A 16,381-nucleotide genomic window follows, 5' to 3' on the forward strand; every position below is an offset into this window, starting at 1 on the left:
CGTGGCGGCGGTCGCGGCGAACGCCCTGAGCTTCCAGACCGGCCGCCACCCGGCCCCGCTCTTCGCCAAGGGCCAGGGCTCGCCCCCGGGTCCCAGGCCGGCCGCGGAGGCCCGGGCGGAGCCGCGCCGCGCCCCGGGGAGCGCCCCGCCCGTGCCCCCGGCCCGTCCGGCCGCGCCGGAGCCGGGCGGCGCCATCGGCGACCTGATCCGCGGCGAGGACCACACCACCGCCTCGGTCACGCCGCGGGAGGCCCCGGCCCGCGCGGTCCCGCCCGCCCGGGCCGGGGGGCTGAAGGAGGCCCGCAGGCCCGAGGCGCAGAAGGCCGGGGCGCCCGGATCGGAGGCGCCCAGGGCCGAGGCTCCCAGGGAGGCGAAGGCCGAGGCGCGCAGGCCCGACCCCGCCGCCCCGAAGGACGAGGTTCTGCACGCCGCGGCGGCCTCGAGCGCGCGCAAGCCCGATTCCGCCGTGAGCTTCGCCCAGAAGGCCCTGGTGAAGCTCGGCTACGGGCCGCTCGCCATCGACGGGCTCGCCGGCCCGAGCACCCGCGCGGCCCTCGAGCGCTTCGAGCGCGCCCGCCGCCTGCCCGGCACCCCCGAGGTGGCGAGCCGGACGCTGCGGGAGCTCGCGTCGCGCTCCGGCCTCAGGCCGTGAGCCGGCGCCAGTCGACGCCGGACTCGAAGGCGCCGGCCGCGGCGTAGACCGTCTCCTCGTCGTAGAGGCGGCCGACCAGCATCAGGCCGACCGGCAGGCCGTCGACGAGGCCGCAGGGCAGGCTCATGGCCGGGTGGTGCGTGCAGTCGAACGGCGCCGTGTTGGGCAGCATCTCGAAGGCGCGCTGGAGGATCTCCGAGGTGGGGGCGTCGGCACCCGGGATCGGCGTCGCCGTCATCGGCAGGGTCGGCATCAGCAGGAGATCGTAGTCCTTCAGCACCGCGTCGTAGGCCGCCCGCAGGCGCCGCACCAGGTTCTGCGCCTTGGCATAGTAGTGCCCGCGGTGCTGCGACACCATGTGCTGGCCGAGCAGCATCGTGTTCTTCAACGTCTCGGACAGCTCGTCGGCGCGGCCGCGCCACATGCTGTGGAAGTCGAGCATCGAGGTGACGTAGAGCCCCTGCCAGTTGAAGCCGAAGCCGTTGCCGCGCATCATCTGCATGGTCGCGCCCTCGGCCGCCACCGGCAGCCAGATCGCGGCGCCGAGGGCGTGCATCGGGATCGAGACGGTCTCGACGGCGGCGCCCAGGGAGCGGAAGCGGTCCGCCGCCTCGCGCACCACGGCGTCCGAGGCCGCCTGCGACTGCGGATGGCCGAACCCCTCCTGCACCACCGCGATCCGCACGGAGGCGGCGCCCCGCGCCAGGGCCTCGCGGTAGGGCTTCGGCCCCGGGCCGTACTGGCGCGGGTCGAGACCGTCGGGTCCCGCCAGCACCTCGAGCAGGAGGGCGTTGTCCTCGACGGTGGCGGTCATCGGCCCGGTATGGTCGAGGGTGAGCTCGATCGGCATGATGCCGCTGTAGGGCACGAGGCCGTGGGTCGGCTTCATGCCGTAGATGCCGCAGTAGCTGGCCGGGATCCGGATCGAGCCGCCCTGGTCGCCCCCGAGGGCCATCGGCACCTCGCCCGCCGCCACCACGGCGGCCGAGCCCGACGAGGAGCCGCCGGCGGAGTAGCCCCGCCGGTGCGGGTTGTGGACCGGCCCGCTCGCGCTGGTGTGGCTGCCGCCCGAGAAGCAGAAATACTCGCACACCGTCTTGCCCACGATGGTGCCGCCGGCATCCAGGATGCGCTGCACGACCGTGGCGTCGACGTCCGGCACGTAGCCCTCCAGGGTCGAGGCGCCGTTCATCATCGGCACCCCGGCGAGGCAGACGTTGTCCTTGAGGGCGACCGTCTTGCCCTTGAGCTTGCCGGAGGGGGCGCCCTCCACGGTCGTCCGCACGTACCAGGCCCCGAGGGGATTCTCCTCCGCGGAGGGCCGCCGGCCGGGCAGCCGCGGGTAGCGCACCTCCGGCAGCTCGTCGGGCAGCTGGTCGATGAGGTTGTAGGCCGCGATCCCGCCCTCCAGGGCGGCGCGGTGCTGGGCGAGCTCCTCGTCGCCCATGATCATCCCGAGATCCGCCGCGGTCTCGCGGAGCTGGTCGAGGGTGGGAAGCCTCAGGGTTCCGAGCGGCATCGCGGTCTCCTTCGCCGGGGGAATCGGCCCGCGCGTGTCGGTTCGCGGGCGCGCCGCCGGGCGGAGCAAGCTCCGGGCCGGCCCCGCGATGAGACAGGGGAGGGGCCGGCCTGTCCAGGTGCCCCGGCCCGCCGCGCCGCGTAGCCCCCGGAGCGCTTCCGGGCTAGGGGAGGGGCAGCACCGTCCGGACGACCGCTCGATGGCACGCCTGCGCTCCGATTTCTGGGTTGCCGCCCACCTGCGCCGCTGCGGGGTCGAGGGGGTGAGCGCGGTCCAGCGCCGCCGCGGCGCGCCGGAGGCCGGCGCGATCTTCGTCAAGGTCGACCGCCTCGACGGCCGCGCCGACCTGTACGGGCCCGCGCCCCAGGCCTTGTTCGAGGCCGACGCCGACGGCTCGCGCCGCTTCGAGACCCTGATGGCCGAGGCCTCGCCGCCCGACGTCGAGACGCGGCTCGGCAAGGAGATGCGGTTCGATCCCGACCTCTGGATCATCGAGATCGACGACCGCGACGGCCGCCACTTCCTCGACCTCGCGGCGCAGGACTAGGGCGATCCCCGGCGGCGCGGCCGGCCGAGAACCCGGCGAGGCAACCAAGGCTCGGCCACGAAGAAGGCTTGGCGGGGAAGGCCTGGCGGGGAAGGCTTGGCGGGAAAGCAGGGCTCGGGAGCCGTGGCCGTTCCGGCCGGGGCGGGGGCGGCTCCCGGGAGCGTCCCCGGCGCGCGCCCGATCGCCTCCCCGCCGGCCGGGGCGCCTCGGCCGGCTGGCGCGCGGGGCCGCGATCGTGCAAGCCTCGCACCTCGCCGGGGCTCGCGCAGCACGACCGCCCGGGCTCTCACAGGTTCACGCGCCGCATGACAGCCCCCGCCGACCCACGATCCGACGCGCCGCGCCCCGGGCAGCCGAGCCCGAGGGAGCTGCTGTCCGCCCTCGTCGGCTTCGAGACCGTCAGCTCCGCCTCGAACCTGCCGCTCGTCGACTTCGTCGAGGACTACGCCCGGCGCCACGGCGCCGCGGTCGCGCGCGTCCCGGACGAGACCGGCGGCAAGGCGGCCCTGTGGATCACCGTCGGGCCCGCCGACCGGCCCGGCTACGTGCTGTCGGGCCACAGCGACGTGGTGCCGGTGGAGGGCCAGGACTGGTCGCACGATCCCTTCCGGCTGACCGAGGTCGACGGGCGCCTCTACGGCCGCGGCACCTCGGACATGAAGGGGTTCCTCGCCGTCTGCCTCGCGCTCCTGCCCGAGATGGCGGCGGCCCCCCTGGCGCGGCCGCTCCACCTCGCGGTCTCCTACGACGAGGAGGTGGGCTGCCTCGGGGTGCGGCCGCTGATCGCGCACATGCGCCGGGCCGGGGTCGCGCCGCTCGGCTGCTTCGTGGGCGAGCCGACCGGCATGGCGGTGGTGATCGGCCACAAGGGCAAGTACGCCGCCCAGGTGACCTTCCGGGGCAAGGCCTGCCACTCGGCGCTGGCGCCCTCCGGGGTCAACGCCGTCGAGTACGCGGCCCGCTTCATCGAGCACGTCCGGGTCACCGCCGAGGGGCTCGCGCGCGAGGGCGCCCGGGACGGGCTCTACGACGTGCCCCACACGACCGGGCTCACCGCCCTGGTGCAGGGCGGCACGGCGCTCAACATCGTGCCGGACCGCTGCACCGTCGGGTTCGAGTTCCGGGCCGTCGCGGCGGACGATCCCCGGGCCCTCGCGGAGGGCGCCCTCGCGTACGCGCGCGACGTCCTGGCGCCCGAGATGCGGGCGCGCGACCCGGCCTGCGGCCTCGAGGTCGCCCCGCTGATCGATTACCCGGGCCTCGAGATCGCCCCGGACACCCCCCTGGTGACCCTCGCCAAGCGCCTGGCCGGCCGCAACGGCCACGCCAAGGTCTCGTACGGGACCGAGGCCGGGCTCTTCCAGGCGCTCGGGAACGTGCCCTCCGTGGTGATCGGCCCGGGCGACATCGCCCGCGCCCACAAGGCCGACGAGTACATCGAGGCGGCGGAGCTGGACGCCTGCGCGCAGTTCGTCCGCCGGCTGATCGCGGAGTGCCGGGAGGGGTGAGCGGGCGCCCGGGCCTCCCGGAGGCCCCCCGGGCGCCGCCCCTTTCAGATCTCGCGGCGCCGCAGCAGGTAGTCCAGCCCGCCCACCCGGTACCAGCGGTAGCCGTACCCCTCCAGCAGCACGGTGTGCCGCCCCGCCTCGTCCGCCCGGCTGCGCTGGCCGGTGAGGAGGTCGATCAGGTTGCGGCCCTCGCCGTCGAGCCCGGTGGCGAAGGAGACCTCCCGGGGCTCGGCGCCGAGGTTGTGCAGGCACAGGACCGCGGTGTCGCGCCAGTCGTAGCGCAGGGCGAGCACCTCGCGCCGTCCCGCGTCGAGGGCCGTGAAGTCGCCCCAGCCGATCTCCGGCACCTCCTTGCGCATGCGGATGATGCGCTCCATCCAGTTGAGGAGCGATTCCGGGTCCTGGCGCTGCGCGGCGGCGTTGACGTGGGCGAAGGCGTAGGGGCCGCCGTGGATCGGCCTCACCGCCGGCCGGTCGCTCAGGCTGAAGCCGCCCTGCGGCTCGTCCGACCACTGCATCGGCGTGCGGGCGCACTCGCGCTCCGGCAGCGAGAGGTCGTCGCCCATGCCGATCTCGTCGCCGTAGCGCAGCACCGGCGTGCCCGGCAGGGTGAACATCAGGCTGTAGGCGAGCTCGATCCGGCGGCGGTCGCCCCCGAGCATCGGCGCGAGCCGGCGGCGGATGCCCCGCCCGTAGAGCTGCATCCCGGGCTCGGGCCCGAAGGCAGCGAAGACGGCTTGGCGCTGGCGCTCGCTGAGGCGCCCGAGGTCGAGCTCGTCGTGGTTGCGCAGGAACAGGGCCCACTGGGCCGAGGGCGGCCGGTTCCAGGTCTTCCTCAGGGCGCTCACCAGGGGGCGGGCGTCGGCCGCCGCCAGGGCGTAGAACAGCGCCTGGTTGACCTGGAAGTTGAACATCATGTGCATGCGGTCGGCGTCGGCGCCGAAGTAGTCGAGGTCCTGCTTCGGCAGCACGTTCGCCTCGGCCAGGATGATGGCGTCGCCCTGGCGCCATTGCAGGAACTCGCGGAACTGGCGCAGCATGGCGAACTGCTCGACGGGCTCGCCCGCCACCTCCGGCCCCTTCTCGGCGATCACGAACGGCACCGCGTCCATGCGGAAGCCCGAGACGCCGAGCTGGATCCAGAACCCCATGATCTTCAGGATCTCGGCCTGGACGTGGGGGTTGGCGGTGTTGAGGTCGGGCTGGAAGTCGTAGAAGCGGTGGAAGTACCAGGCCTTCGCGGCGCGGTCGTAGGTCCAGGTGCTCTTCTGCACGCCCGGGAAGACCATGCCCTCGTCGGCGTGCGGGGGCTTCGTCCTCGACCAGACGTACCAGTCGCGGGTGCGGGCCTGCGGGTCGGCCCGGGCTTCCCGGAACCAGGGATGCTGGTCGGAGGTGTGGTTGACCACGAGGTCGATCAGCACCTTGAGGCCGCGCTGCTTGGCCGCGTGGGTGAAGGCCACGAAGTCGCCGAGCGTGCCGTAGCGCGGGTCGACGCCGTAATGGTCGCAGACGTCGTAGCCGTTGTCGCGCCCGGGCGAGGGCTGGAACGGCATCAGCCAGATCGCCGTGACGCCGAGGCCCTGCAGGTAGTCGAGGCGCCGCTCCAGCCCCTCGAAATCGCCGATCCCGTCGCCGTTGGCGTCCAGGAAGGTCCCGACCGACAGGCAGTAGACGACGGCGTTCTTGTACCAGAGATCCTCGATCACGCCCGCACCCCTCCCGCCCGCCGCGCCGGGCCCGCCTCTAGGTAGGGCCGCGCGGCGCACGGGGCTCCGGCGCGCCCGCGCCGCCGCGGGGCAGCGGCTGCCGAGAAATTCAGCAGATGCCTGTCCGCCAGGCAACCCGCCGTGGCGAAGCGGGCGTGGCGCGGCGAATGCCCAGATTTTAATCCAGGGAATCGGGAACTTTTGCCCTGCACACCGGCTGGCACACCCTTTGCGGAAGGCGCCGGGGCCGCATTCGGTCAGGGGATGGAACAATATGAACATGACGTGGAAGGGGTGGCTCTCGCGCGCCACCGTGGCGGGCGGGCTCGCGCTCGGCACGCTCGCGGCGACCGCCGCCTCGGCGCAGGAGACCATCAAGGTCGGCATCCTGCACTCGCTCTCGGGCACCATGGCGATCTCCGAGACGACGCTCAAAGACGTCATGCTGATGCTCATCGACGAGCAGAACAAGAAGGGCGGCGTGCTCGGCAAGAAGCTCGAGGCCGTCGTGGTCGACCCGGCCTCGAACTGGCCGCTCTTCGCCGAGAAGGCCCGCGAGCTGATCGCCAAGGACAAGGTCTCGGCGGTGTTCGGCTGCTGGACCAGCGTGTCGCGCAAGTCCGTGCTGCCGGTGTTCAAGGAGCTGAACTCGATCCTGTTCTACCCCGTCCAGTACGAGGGCGAGGAGAGCGAGCGCAACGTGTTCTACACGGGTGCGGCGCCGAACCAGCAGGCGATCCCGGCCGTCGACTACCTGATGAAGGAGGAGAAGGTCCAGCGCTGGGTGCTCGAGGGCACCGACTACGTCTATCCGCGCACGACCAACAAGATCCTCGAGGCCTACCTCAAGGCCAAGGGCGTGAAGCCCGAGGACATCTCGATCAACTACACCCCGTTCGGCCAGTCCGACTGGCAGACCCGCGTCGCGGCGATCAAGAGCTTCGGCTCCGCCGGCAAGAAGACCGCGGTGGTCTCGACCATCAACGGCGACGCCAACGTGCCGTTCTACAAGGAGCTGGCCAACCAGGGCCTCAAGGCCACCGACATCCCGGTCGTCGCCTTCTCGGTCGGCGAGGAGGAGCTGGCCGGCATCGACACGAAGCCGCTGCTGGGCCACCTCGCGGCCTGGAACTACTTCATGTCGATCGACACGCCGGCCAACAAGGCCTTCATCAAGCAGTGGCACGACTTCACCAAGAACCCGAAGCGCGTCACCAACGATCCCATGGAGGCCCACTACATCGGCTTCAACATGTGGGTGAAGGCGGTCGAGAAGGCCGGGACGATCGAGCCCGACAAGGTGATCGCGGCGCTGCCGGGCACCAAGCAGGACAACCTCACCGGCGGCACCTCCGAGATGCTGGCCAACCACCACATCACCAAGCCGGTCTTCATCGGCGAGATCAAGGACAACGGCCAGTTCGACGTGGTGTGGAAGACCGACGGCCTCATCGCCGGCGACGCCTGGTCGAAGGAGCTCGACGGCTCCAAGGACCTCGAGGCCGACTGGGTCAAGCTGAACTGCGGCAACTACAACACCAAGACCAAGAAGTGCGGCGGCGCCTGAGCGCCTGAGCGCCCGGCCCGACGGCCGCCGGATCGCGGCCGCCCCCGCGGGGGCGGTTCCCCGCGCGGGCTCGTCCCGCCAGGGGGCCGCGGCCCGGACCGGGCGCGGGGCCTCGCGCCCGCCCGGTCGTCCCGCGGCGATGACGCAACCGGGGAGCCCCTCTCCCGCCCGGGAGAGGGGCTCCCGCGCTCGCCCGCCGGGCGGGCAACATTCGCCCGCCGGGCGGGCACCGCCGACGCTCAACGAACGGACACTCCCTGGATGCGCCGCTGCCTCGTCCTCCTCATCGCCGCCTGCTGCGCCGCCTGGTCGCTCGCGGCCGCGGCGCAGTCGCCGCCCGCGGGTGCGGGCCAGCCCTCCCCCGAGGCGGCCTACGCGCGCCTCGCCAGCGACAGCTACGGCGACATCGAGGCCGGCATCGCGCTCCTGGCGGCGAGCGGCGACCCGAGGGCGGGCGCCGTGCTGCGGGCGCTCGCCGACAACCGCCTGCTGTTTCGCCCCGACGACCGGCTGCTCGCGATCAGGGACGGCGCGGCGCTGACCGACGCCCGCACGGGGGCCGCCCTCCCGGGCGCCGACGGGTTGAAGCCCGTGCGGCTCAACAACCGCGTGCGCCGGGCCATCGATGCGGCGCAGGGCAGCCTCAACCTGCTGGCGCCCGACGCCGGCACCCGGCGCGTCGCCGCCGACGCGGTGTTCAAGGCCCGCGACACCGCCGTGCTGCCGGCCCTCGACGCGGCGCTCGCCCGCGAGAGCGACGCGGGCGTGAAGCGGACGATGCAGGAGGCCCGCGCCGCCGCGCTCCTGGCGAGCCCCGGCACCCCCGAGGGCGAGCGGCTCGGCGCGGTCTCGGTCCTCCAGGCCCGCGGCGACAGCGAGGCGCTCGCGATCCTGCGCGGGCTCTCGGCGGACCCGGCCGCGAGCGTGCGCGACGCCGCCGCCCGCGGGGTCACCGGCATCGAGACCCGCATGGCGCTGATGGCCAACGTCCAGAACGCCTGGTACGGCGTCTCCCTCGGCTCGGTCCTGCTCCTCGCCGCCATCGGGCTCGCCATCACGTTCGGGGTGATGGGCATCATCAACATGGCCCACGGCGAGATGGTGATGCTCGGCGCCTACACCACCTACCTGGTGCAGGAGCTGATCCGCCAGAACGCGCCCGCCCTGTTCGGCTGGTCGCTGCCGATCGCGATCCCGCTCGCCTTCCTGGTCGCGGGCGCGGTCGGGATCCTGATCGAGCGCGTCGTCATCCGCCACCTCTACGGCCGGCCCCTCGAGACGCTGCTCGCCACCTGGGGCATCAGCCTGATCCTGCAGCAGGCCGTGCGCTCGGTCTTCGGCCCCTCGAACCGCGAGGTCGGCGCGCCCTCCTACATGGCGGGCGCCTTCGACCTGTTCGGCCTCTCGATCACCTGGGGCCGGCTCTGGATCGTGGTCTTCGCCCTCGCGGTGTTCCTCGCCCTCAACCTGATCCTGAAGGCGACCTCCTTCGGGCTGAAGACCCGGGCGGTGACCCAGAACCGGCGCATGGCCTCCGCCATGGGCATCCGCACGCCCTGGATCGACGCCTTCACGTTCGGCCTCGGCTCGGGCATCGCGGGCGTGGCGGGCGTGGCCCTGTCGCAGATCGACAACGTCTCGCCCAATCTCGGCCAGGGCTACATCATCGACTCGTTCCTGGTCGTGGTGTTCGGCGGCGTCGGCAACCTCTGGGGCACGCTCGTGGCGGCGCTCACCCTCGGGGTCGCCAACAAGTTCCTCGAGCCCTACGCGGGCGCGGTGCTGGGCAAGATCCTGCTCCTCGTCTTCATCATCCTGTTCATCCAGAAGCGGCCGCGCGGCCTGTTCGCGCTCAAGGGCCGGGCGGTGGAGGCCTGACGCATGACCCCGCTCCTCTCCCGGATCGACAGGCAGGGCTGGATCTTCCTCGGCGTGCTCGCGGCGGCCTGCGTGGTCGTGCCGGTGCTCAACCTGACGACGGCGCCCGGCTCGGGCCTGCACGTGCCGACCTACGCGGTCTCGCTGATGGGCAAGTACCTCGCCTACGCCATCCTGGCGCTCAGCCTCGACCTCGTCTGGGGCTATTGCGGCATCCTCTCGCTCGGCCACGGCGCCTTCTTCGCGCTCGGCGGCTACGCGATGGGCATGTACCTGATGCGCCAGATCGGCCCGCGCGGCGTCTACGGCAACCCGGTCCTGCCCGACTTCATGGTGTTCCTGAACTACAAGGCGCTGCCCTGGTACTGGCACGGCTTCGACCTGTTCCCGTTCGCCGCCCTGATGGTGCTCGTCGTGCCGGGCCTCCTCGCCTTCGTGTTCGGCTGGCTCGCCTTCCGGTCGCGGGTCACGGGCGTCTACCTGTCGATCATCACGCAGGCGATGACCTTCGCGCTGATGCTGGCCTTCTTCCGCAACGACATGGGCCTCGGCGGCAACAACGGCCTGACCGACTTCAAGGACGTGCTCGGCTTCAACGTGCAGGCGCAGGGCACCCGGGTGGTGCTGTTCGTGCTGACCGCGCTGGCGCTGGCGCTGGCCTACCTGGTCGCCCGCTTCATGACGACGTCGGCGTTCGGCAAGGTGCTGGTGGCGATCCGGGACGCGGAATCGCGCACGCGCTTCCTCGGCTACCGCACCGCGCACTTCAAGGTCCTGGCCTTCACGGTCTCGGCCATGATGGCCGGGGTGGCGGGCGCCCTCTACGTGCCGCAGGTCGGCATCATCAACCCCTCCGAGTTCGCGCCCGCGAACTCGATCGAGGCGGTGATCTGGGTCGCGGTCGGGGGCCGGGGCACCCTCGTCGGGGCGGCGCTCGGCGCCGTGCTGGTGAACTACGCCAAGACCCTGCTCACCGGGGCGATGCCGGACGCCTGGCTGTTCGCCCTCGGCGCCCTGTTCGTCGTCGTGACGCTGTTCCTGCCCCGCGGCATCGTCGGCACATTGGTCGAGCGCCTGGGCAGCCGGCGCGCCCGCGCCCGCCTGCCGGGCCCCGCGCCCGGCGAGATCCCGCCGGCCCTGGCCGAGGAGGGCCGCGGATCATGAGCGCCGCCGTCGCCCTGCAGCCCGCCCCCGAGGCTGGCGCGCCCGCCCCGGACAAGCGGCTCACCAGCACGCTCCTCTACGTCGACGACATCAAGGTCACGTTCGACGGCTACCGGGCCCTGCGCGGCCTGTCCCTGACCCTGATGCCCGGGGAGATGCGGGCCATCATCGGCCCGAACGGCGCTGGCAAGACCACCATGATGGACTGCATCACGGGCAAGACCCGGCCCGATACCGGCCTGGTGATGTTCGACGGCCGGCACGACCTGACGAGGATGGACGAGGCCGACATCGCGCAGCTCGGGATCGGCCGCAAGTTCCAGAAGCCGACGGTGTTCGACAGCCACACCGTCGCCGACAACATCCTGCTCGCCCTCAAGGGCCCCCGGGCCGCGGTCGCCTCGCTGTTCGGCTGGCGCAACCGGGTCGAGGCGGCGCGGATCGACGCGATCCTGGAGACCGCCGGGCTCCTCGCCCACCGGGCGCGGCCCGCCGCCGACCTCTCCCACGGCCAGAAGCAGTGGCTGGAGATCGGCATGCTGCTCGCCCAGGACCCCAAGCTCCTCCTCGTGGACGAGCCGGTCGCCGGCATGACCGACGCCGAGACCGAGGCGACCGCGGCCCTCCTGCGCCGGATCGCCCGGGACCACGCCGTGATCGTGGTCGAGCACGACATGGCCTTCGTCCGCGCGCTCCAGTGCCGGGTCACCTGCCTGCACGAGGGCGCGGTGCTGGCCGAGGGCTCGATCGACTCCGTCTCGGCCGACCCGCGGGTGGTCGAGGTCTATCTCGGCCGCTGAGGAGCCGCGCCATGCTCACCGTCGACGCGATCGACCTCCATTACGGCGCCGCCCAGGCCCTGCGCGGCGTCTCGCTCACCGCCGAGGTGGGGCAGGTGACGGCCGTGCTCGGCCGCAACGGGGTCGGCAAGACCTCGCTCATGCGCGCCATCGTGGGCCAGCAGCCGGTCTCGAAGGGCGCCGTGCGCCTGGACGGCCGGGACATCAGCCGGCTCGCCCCCTACGACCGCGCCCGCCAGGGCATCGCCTTCGTGCCGCAGGGCCGCGAGATCTTCCCGCTCCTCACCGTGAAGGAGAACCTGGAGACGGGCTTCGCGCCGCTCAAGCGCCGCGACCGCCACGTGCCGGCCGAGATCTACGACCTCTTCCCGGTGCTCAAGGACATGCTGCACCGGCGCGGCGGCGACCTCTCGGGCGGCCAGCAGCAGCAGCTCGCCATCGGCCGCGCCCTGGTGACGCGCCCCCGCGTCCTCGTCCTCGACGAGCCGACCGAGGGCATCCAGCCCTCGATCATCAAGGATATCGGCCGCGCCATCGGCTACCTGCGCGGCAAGGGCGAGATGGCGATCGTGCTCGTCGAGCAGTACTTCGAGTGGGCCCGCGACCTCTGCGACTCCTACGCGGTGATGGACCGCGGCCAGGTGGTCGAGGCGGGCCCGCGCTCCGGCATGGTCGAGGCGCAGGTCCGGCGCTGGCTGTCGGTGTGAGCCGGCGCGACGGGGCCTGAGGCGCTGCGGCGCGGGTCCTGTCCCGGGCGGGCGCGGCCCGCTTCCCCGGGCCGCCGGCGGCGCGTTCCCGGCCGCACCGGCGGCGGCCCGCGCAAATCCCTTGCAATCCAGTCGATTCGCGATTATCTCCCGACACATCAGTTCTGGGTGCGGTCGAGAGGTCGCGGTTCGGGAGTGGGCCCCTCGGGGTCCGCTCTTTTTTATTGCCGCGGGTCCGGGCGCCACCGGTGCGGGACGATGCGCCAGACATGACGGACATGACGGACGCTCACGAGAAACGGCTGATCACCGAGACCGGCGTCGCCGCGCGGGTGGCGCAGATCGTCGAGCCGGCCATCGAGGGCCTCGGCTACCGCCTCGTGCGGGTGCGGGTCTCGAACCAGAACGGCTGCACGGTGCAGATCATGGCCGAGCGGCCGGACGGCACCATGACGGTGGACGATTGCGAGGGCGTGAGCCGCACGGTCTCGCCGCTCCTCGACCTCGACGACCCGGTCGGGCGCGCCTATCACCTGGAGGTCTCCTCCCCGGGCATCGACCGGCCGCTCGTCCGCGCCGGCGACTTCGCGCGCTGGGCGGGGCACGAGGCCAAGATCGAGCTGGCGGTGCCCCTCGACGGGCGCAAGCGGTTCCGGGGCGTCGTCGCGGGCCTCAACCCGGACGGCGCCACCCTGCGCATCGCCCTCGCGGACGTGAAGGAGGGCCTGCCCTCCGCCTACGACCTGCCGCTGCGCGACCTCGGCGAGGCGCACCTCGTCCTCACCGACGCGCTGGTGCGCGAGTCGCTGCGGCGCGGCTCCGCGCCGCCCCGGGACGACGGGGACGAGGACGGAGACGAGGACGAGGGCGACGCCGCCGCGCCGGCCCCCGCTACCCATTGAGCGGGTGGCGGGCGGCGCGGCCCGCCGGACGCCGCGACGGCCCCGGCAGGCGCCGTCGCGGCGCCTGCCGAGAGCCGGGAGCGCCGGACCCGATCCGGTGCCCCCGGGAGACTGCGCGGCGAGGCGTTCGCGGCTCGCCGCAGAGGACCCGGGGTGCGGACCCGGGACCTCGGATCCGCGCCCGGCCGGGCCGGATCCGGACGGACCGCCCCCGACCCGTACCCCGAACACCTAAGACCCCTGAAGGGAAGGATTGAACCGATGGCCGTCGTCAGCGCCAACAGGCTCGAGCTCCTCCAGATCGCCGAGGCGGTCGCCCGCGAGAAGGTGATCGACCGCTCCATCGTGATCGGCGCCATGGAGGAGGCGATCGCCAAGGCGGCCCGGTCGCGCTACGGGGCCGAGACCGACGTCCACGCCGAGATCGACCCCCGCACCGGCGCCCTGCGCCTGTCGCGCCACCTGCTCGTGGTCGACGAGGTCGAGAGCGACGCCCGCGAGATCGACCTCGAATCGGCCCGCCGGCACAACCCGGCCGCCCAGGTCGGCGACGTGATCTCCGACACCCTGCCGCCCTTCGACTTCGGCCGCGTCGCCGCCCAGTCGGCCAAGCAGGTGATCGTCCAGAAGGTCCGCGACGCCGAGCGCGACCGCCAGTACGAGGAGTACAAGGACCGCATCGGCGAGATCGTCAACGGCCTCGTCAAGCGCGTCGAGTACGGCAACGTCATCGTCGACCTTGGCCGCGGCGAGGGCATCGTGCGCCGCGACGAGGCGATCCCGCGCGAGACCTTCCGGCCCGGCGACCGCATCCGCTCCTACCTGTTCGACGTGCGCCGCGAGGTGCGCGGGCCCCAGATCTTCCTGTCGCGCTCGCACCCGCAGTTCATGGCCAAGCTCTTCGGCCAGGAAGTGCCGGAGATCTACGACGGCATCGTCGAGGTGAAGGCGGTGGCGCGCGATCCCGGCTCGCGCGCCAAGATCGCGGTGATCTCGCGCGATTCCTCGATCGACCCCGTCGGTGCCTGCGTGGGCATGCGCGGCTCGCGCGTCCAGGCCGTCGTCGGCGAGCTGCAGGGCGAGAAGATCGACATCATCCCGTGGTCGCAGGACCAGGCGACCTTCATCGTCAACGCCCTCCAGCCCGCCGAGGTGGTGAAGGTGGTGCTCGACGAGGAGGCCGACCGCATCGAGGTGGTGGTGCCCGACGACCAGCTCTCGCTCGCCATCGGCCGGCGCGGCCAGAACGTGCGCCTCGCCTCCCAGCTCACCGGCTGGGACATCGACATCCTGACCGAGGCCGAGGAATCCGAGCGGCGCCAGAAGGAGTTCGTCGAGCGCACGAACACCTTCATGGAGGCCCTCGACGTCGACGAGACCGTGGGCCAGCTCCTCGCCGCGGAGGGCTTCCGCTCCGTCGAGGAGATCGCCTACGTCGAGCCCGGCGACCTCGGCAACATCCAGGGCCTCGACGAGGAGACCGCCGCCGAGATCCAGGCGCGGGCGATCGACTACCTCAACCGGATCGAGGCCGAGCACGACGCGCGGCGCCAGGAGCTCGGCGTCGCCGACGAGCTGCGCGACATCGACGGCATCACGACCCCGATGATGGTGGCCCTCGGCGAGAACGAGGTGCGCACGGTCGAGGACCTGGCCGGGTGCGCCACCGACGACCTCGTCGGGTACACCGAGGGCCGCGGCCCGGAGGCCGTCCGCCACGCGGGCTTCCTCGACGGGTTCGAGCTGTCGCGGGCCGAGGCCGAGGCGATGATCATGGCGGCCCGCGTGCACGCGGGCTGGATCGAGGCGCCGGCCCCCGAGGAAGAGCCCGCCGAGGGCGACGGGGAGGAGCCCGCCGAGGGCGACGGGGAGGCCCGGGCCGAGGACGAGGAGGCCCAGGCCGAGGGGCAGCCGACCTGAGGGCGCCCCGGCGGCCGAACCCCGAGGAGCCCGGAGCGCCGATGCCGGACGCCGAGACGCAGGACACCGACGACCTCCCGGACATCCTCGATGCCGGGATCGGGCGCGGGCGCGCGGGCGCGGAGCGCACCTGCCTGGTGACCCGCACCGCGCAGCCGCCCGCCGGGATGATCCGCTTCGCCCTCGGCCCCGACGAGCGCGTGGTGGCGGACATGCGGGCCCGGCTGCCCGGACGCGGCGCGTGGGTGACGGCGACCCGCGCGGCGGTGGCCGAGGCGACGCGGCGGCGCCTGTTCCAGCGCGCCTTCCGGGTCAAGGGCGCGGTCGTCCCGGCCGATCTCGCGGATGTGATCGAGGCGACGCTGCGTCAGGACCTGCGCCAGGCCCTCTCCCTCGCCAACAAGGCCGGCTGCGTGGTGACCGGCTTCACGAAGGTCGAGAGCCAGGTCGGCAGCCCGGGGGGCGTCCGCGCCCTCCTGCACGCCCGCGACGCCAGCCCGGACGGGCGCCGCAAGCTCGCCCAGGCATTGCGGAGACGCTACGGCGATGCCATATCGGCCGTACCGGTGATCGACGACCTGTCCGGTGAAGAATTGGACATGGCCTTGGGCCGGGATCATGTGATACATGCTGCCCTCGTCGCGGGAGCCGGCACGACCGGCTTGCTCGCGCGTTGGCGTCGGCTCCACGCTTTTCGCGGCGAGGCGGCGACGCCCGAGATCGTCGGAACGGCGCCGGACGGCGCCGACGCGGCGCTCCCGGACGCTGTCCAGGATGGTGGAACGACGGAGCGGACCGGCCCCCCGGTGGCCGGTGGTTGAGTAGATCGAATGGGATCGGCCCGGTCGGCGGGTGCGCTCCCGGGATTACGGATGGGAGGCGGCCCCCGGGAGGCCGGGTCCCGGGATGACGAGAACCCCCAGGGTCTGAACTGAATGAGTGAGACGAAGAATCCGGGCGACAAGACGCTGCACAACGCCCCCTCGAAGACGCTCTCGATGAAGCGTCCGATCGAGCAGGGCGTCGTGCGCCAGAGCTTCTCCCACGGCCGCTCGAAGTCGGTCGTGGTCGAGACGGTGAAGCGTCGCGTCGTCGGTGCCTCTCCGGCACCGGCAGCCCCGAAGGAGGCCTCGTCCTCCCCGGGCCCGAGCCGCTCCGCGCCGCCCCCCCGGCCGCAGGAGCGCCCGGCCGCCGCCCGCTCGGGCGTGGTGCTGCGCACCCTCAGCGACCAGGAGCAGAGCGCGCGCCTCAACGCGCTGGCGGACGCCCGCCGGCGCGAGGAGGACGAGCGCCGCCGCGCCTCCGACGAGGTCCGCCGCCGCGTCGAGCGCGAGGCCGCCGAGCAGCGCGAGCGCGAGGCCGCCGAGTCCCGCAAGCGCGACGAGGAGGAGCGCCGCCGCCAGGAGGACGCGCGCAAGCGCCGTGCCGCCGAGGAGGCCGAGCGCCGCATGAGCGACGAGGCGGCCCGCGCCGCCGCGCCGGCACCGGCCGCCGCTGCCCCGGCGCCG

The 16,381-nt window shown here is 73.1% G+C and carries 13 protein-coding genes and 1 pseudogene; 12 read left to right on the forward strand and 2 right to left on the reverse strand.

Annotated features, from left to right (window positions below; all coding sequences use genetic code 11):
- Positions 1-652 (forward strand): peptidoglycan-binding domain-containing protein (locus tag DT057_RS29390; protein ID WP_128565612.1); only part of this gene is annotated, 652 nt, incomplete at its 5' end.
- On the opposite strand, the gene DT057_RS29395 is transcribed toward DT057_RS29390, so the two are convergent.
- On the reverse strand, positions 642-2,171 hold the full coding sequence (locus DT057_RS29395) for an amidase (RefSeq protein ID WP_128565613.1): 1,530 nt from the start codon (positions 2,169-2,171) through the stop codon (positions 642-644). The genes DT057_RS29390 and DT057_RS29395 overlap by 11 nt on opposite strands.
- Before the next feature lie 199 nt (positions 2,172-2,370).
- Between DT057_RS29395 and DT057_RS29400 the strand changes: the two genes are divergently transcribed.
- Together DT057_RS29400 and argE are read left to right on the forward strand one after the other, a co-directional pair.
- Positions 2,371-2,718 (forward strand): DUF1491 family protein, encoded by a 348-nt coding sequence (locus DT057_RS29400; RefSeq protein ID WP_128565614.1) that lies wholly within the window; start codon positions 2,371-2,373, stop codon positions 2,716-2,718.
- 305 nt (positions 2,719-3,023) lie between these two features.
- Positions 3,024-4,226, forward strand: a complete 1,203-nt coding sequence (gene argE, locus DT057_RS29405) for an acetylornithine deacetylase (protein WP_128565615.1) — start codon at positions 3,024-3,026, stop codon at positions 4,224-4,226.
- Positions 4,227-4,270: 44 nt separating this feature from the next.
- Here argE and DT057_RS29410 read toward each other — a convergent pair whose 3' ends face one another.
- Positions 4,271-5,935, reverse strand: a complete 1,665-nt coding sequence (locus DT057_RS29410; protein WP_128565616.1) for an alpha-amylase family protein — start codon at positions 5,933-5,935, stop codon at positions 4,271-4,273.
- 280 nt (positions 5,936-6,215) lie between these two features.
- Between DT057_RS29410 and urtA the strand changes: the two genes are divergently transcribed.
- The 9 genes and pseudogenes from urtA to DT057_RS29455 form a co-directional block, all read left to right on the forward strand.
- Positions 6,216-7,502 carry an urea ABC transporter substrate-binding protein gene (urtA, locus tag DT057_RS29415; RefSeq protein ID WP_128565623.1) on the forward strand — a complete coding sequence of 429 codons (1,287 nt, stop codon included), beginning with the start codon at positions 6,216-6,218 and terminating at the stop codon, positions 7,500-7,502.
- Between the two features lie 261 nt (positions 7,503-7,763).
- Positions 7,764-9,380, forward strand: coding sequence for an urea ABC transporter permease subunit UrtB (gene urtB / locus DT057_RS29420; protein WP_128565617.1), 1,617 nt, complete (start codon positions 7,764-7,766; stop codon positions 9,378-9,380).
- A 3-nt stretch (positions 9,381-9,383) separates the two neighbouring features.
- Entirely contained in the window at positions 9,384-10,544 is a 1,161-nt protein-coding gene (urtC, locus tag DT057_RS29425; protein ID WP_128565618.1) for an urea ABC transporter permease subunit UrtC, read from the forward strand.
- Positions 10,541-11,344, forward strand: a complete 804-nt coding sequence (gene urtD, locus DT057_RS29430) for an urea ABC transporter ATP-binding protein UrtD (protein WP_128565619.1) — start codon at positions 10,541-10,543, stop codon at positions 11,342-11,344. Before urtC ends, urtD begins: the two co-directional genes overlap by 4 nt.
- A gap of 11 nt (positions 11,345-11,355) precedes the next feature.
- Positions 11,356-12,051, forward strand: coding sequence for an urea ABC transporter ATP-binding subunit UrtE (urtE, locus tag DT057_RS29435; protein ID WP_128565620.1), 696 nt, complete (start codon positions 11,356-11,358; stop codon positions 12,049-12,051).
- Positions 12,052-12,329: 278 nt separating this feature from the next.
- Positions 12,330-12,929: pseudogene (gene rimP, locus DT057_RS29440) on the forward strand (ribosome maturation factor RimP); the annotation flags it as partial.
- A gap of 285 nt (positions 12,930-13,214) precedes the next feature.
- On the forward strand, positions 13,215-14,873 hold the full coding sequence (nusA, locus tag DT057_RS29445) for a transcription termination factor NusA (protein ID WP_128565621.1): 1,659 nt from the start codon (positions 13,215-13,217) through the stop codon (positions 14,871-14,873).
- 41 nt (positions 14,874-14,914) lie between these two features.
- On the forward strand, positions 14,915-15,694 hold the full coding sequence (locus DT057_RS29450; RefSeq protein ID WP_128565622.1) for an RNA-binding protein: 780 nt from the start codon (positions 14,915-14,917) through the stop codon (positions 15,692-15,694).
- 114 nt (positions 15,695-15,808) lie between these two features.
- Positions 15,809-16,381: translation initiation factor IF-2 associated domain-containing protein (locus DT057_RS29455; protein ID WP_203236411.1), on the forward strand; the 573-nt coding region annotated here is incomplete at its 3' end.

Origin of the sequence: Methylobacterium crusticola, from assembly GCF_003574465.1 — a bacterium.
Classification (GTDB): Bacteria; Pseudomonadota; Alphaproteobacteria; order Rhizobiales; family Beijerinckiaceae; genus Methylobacterium; species Methylobacterium crusticola.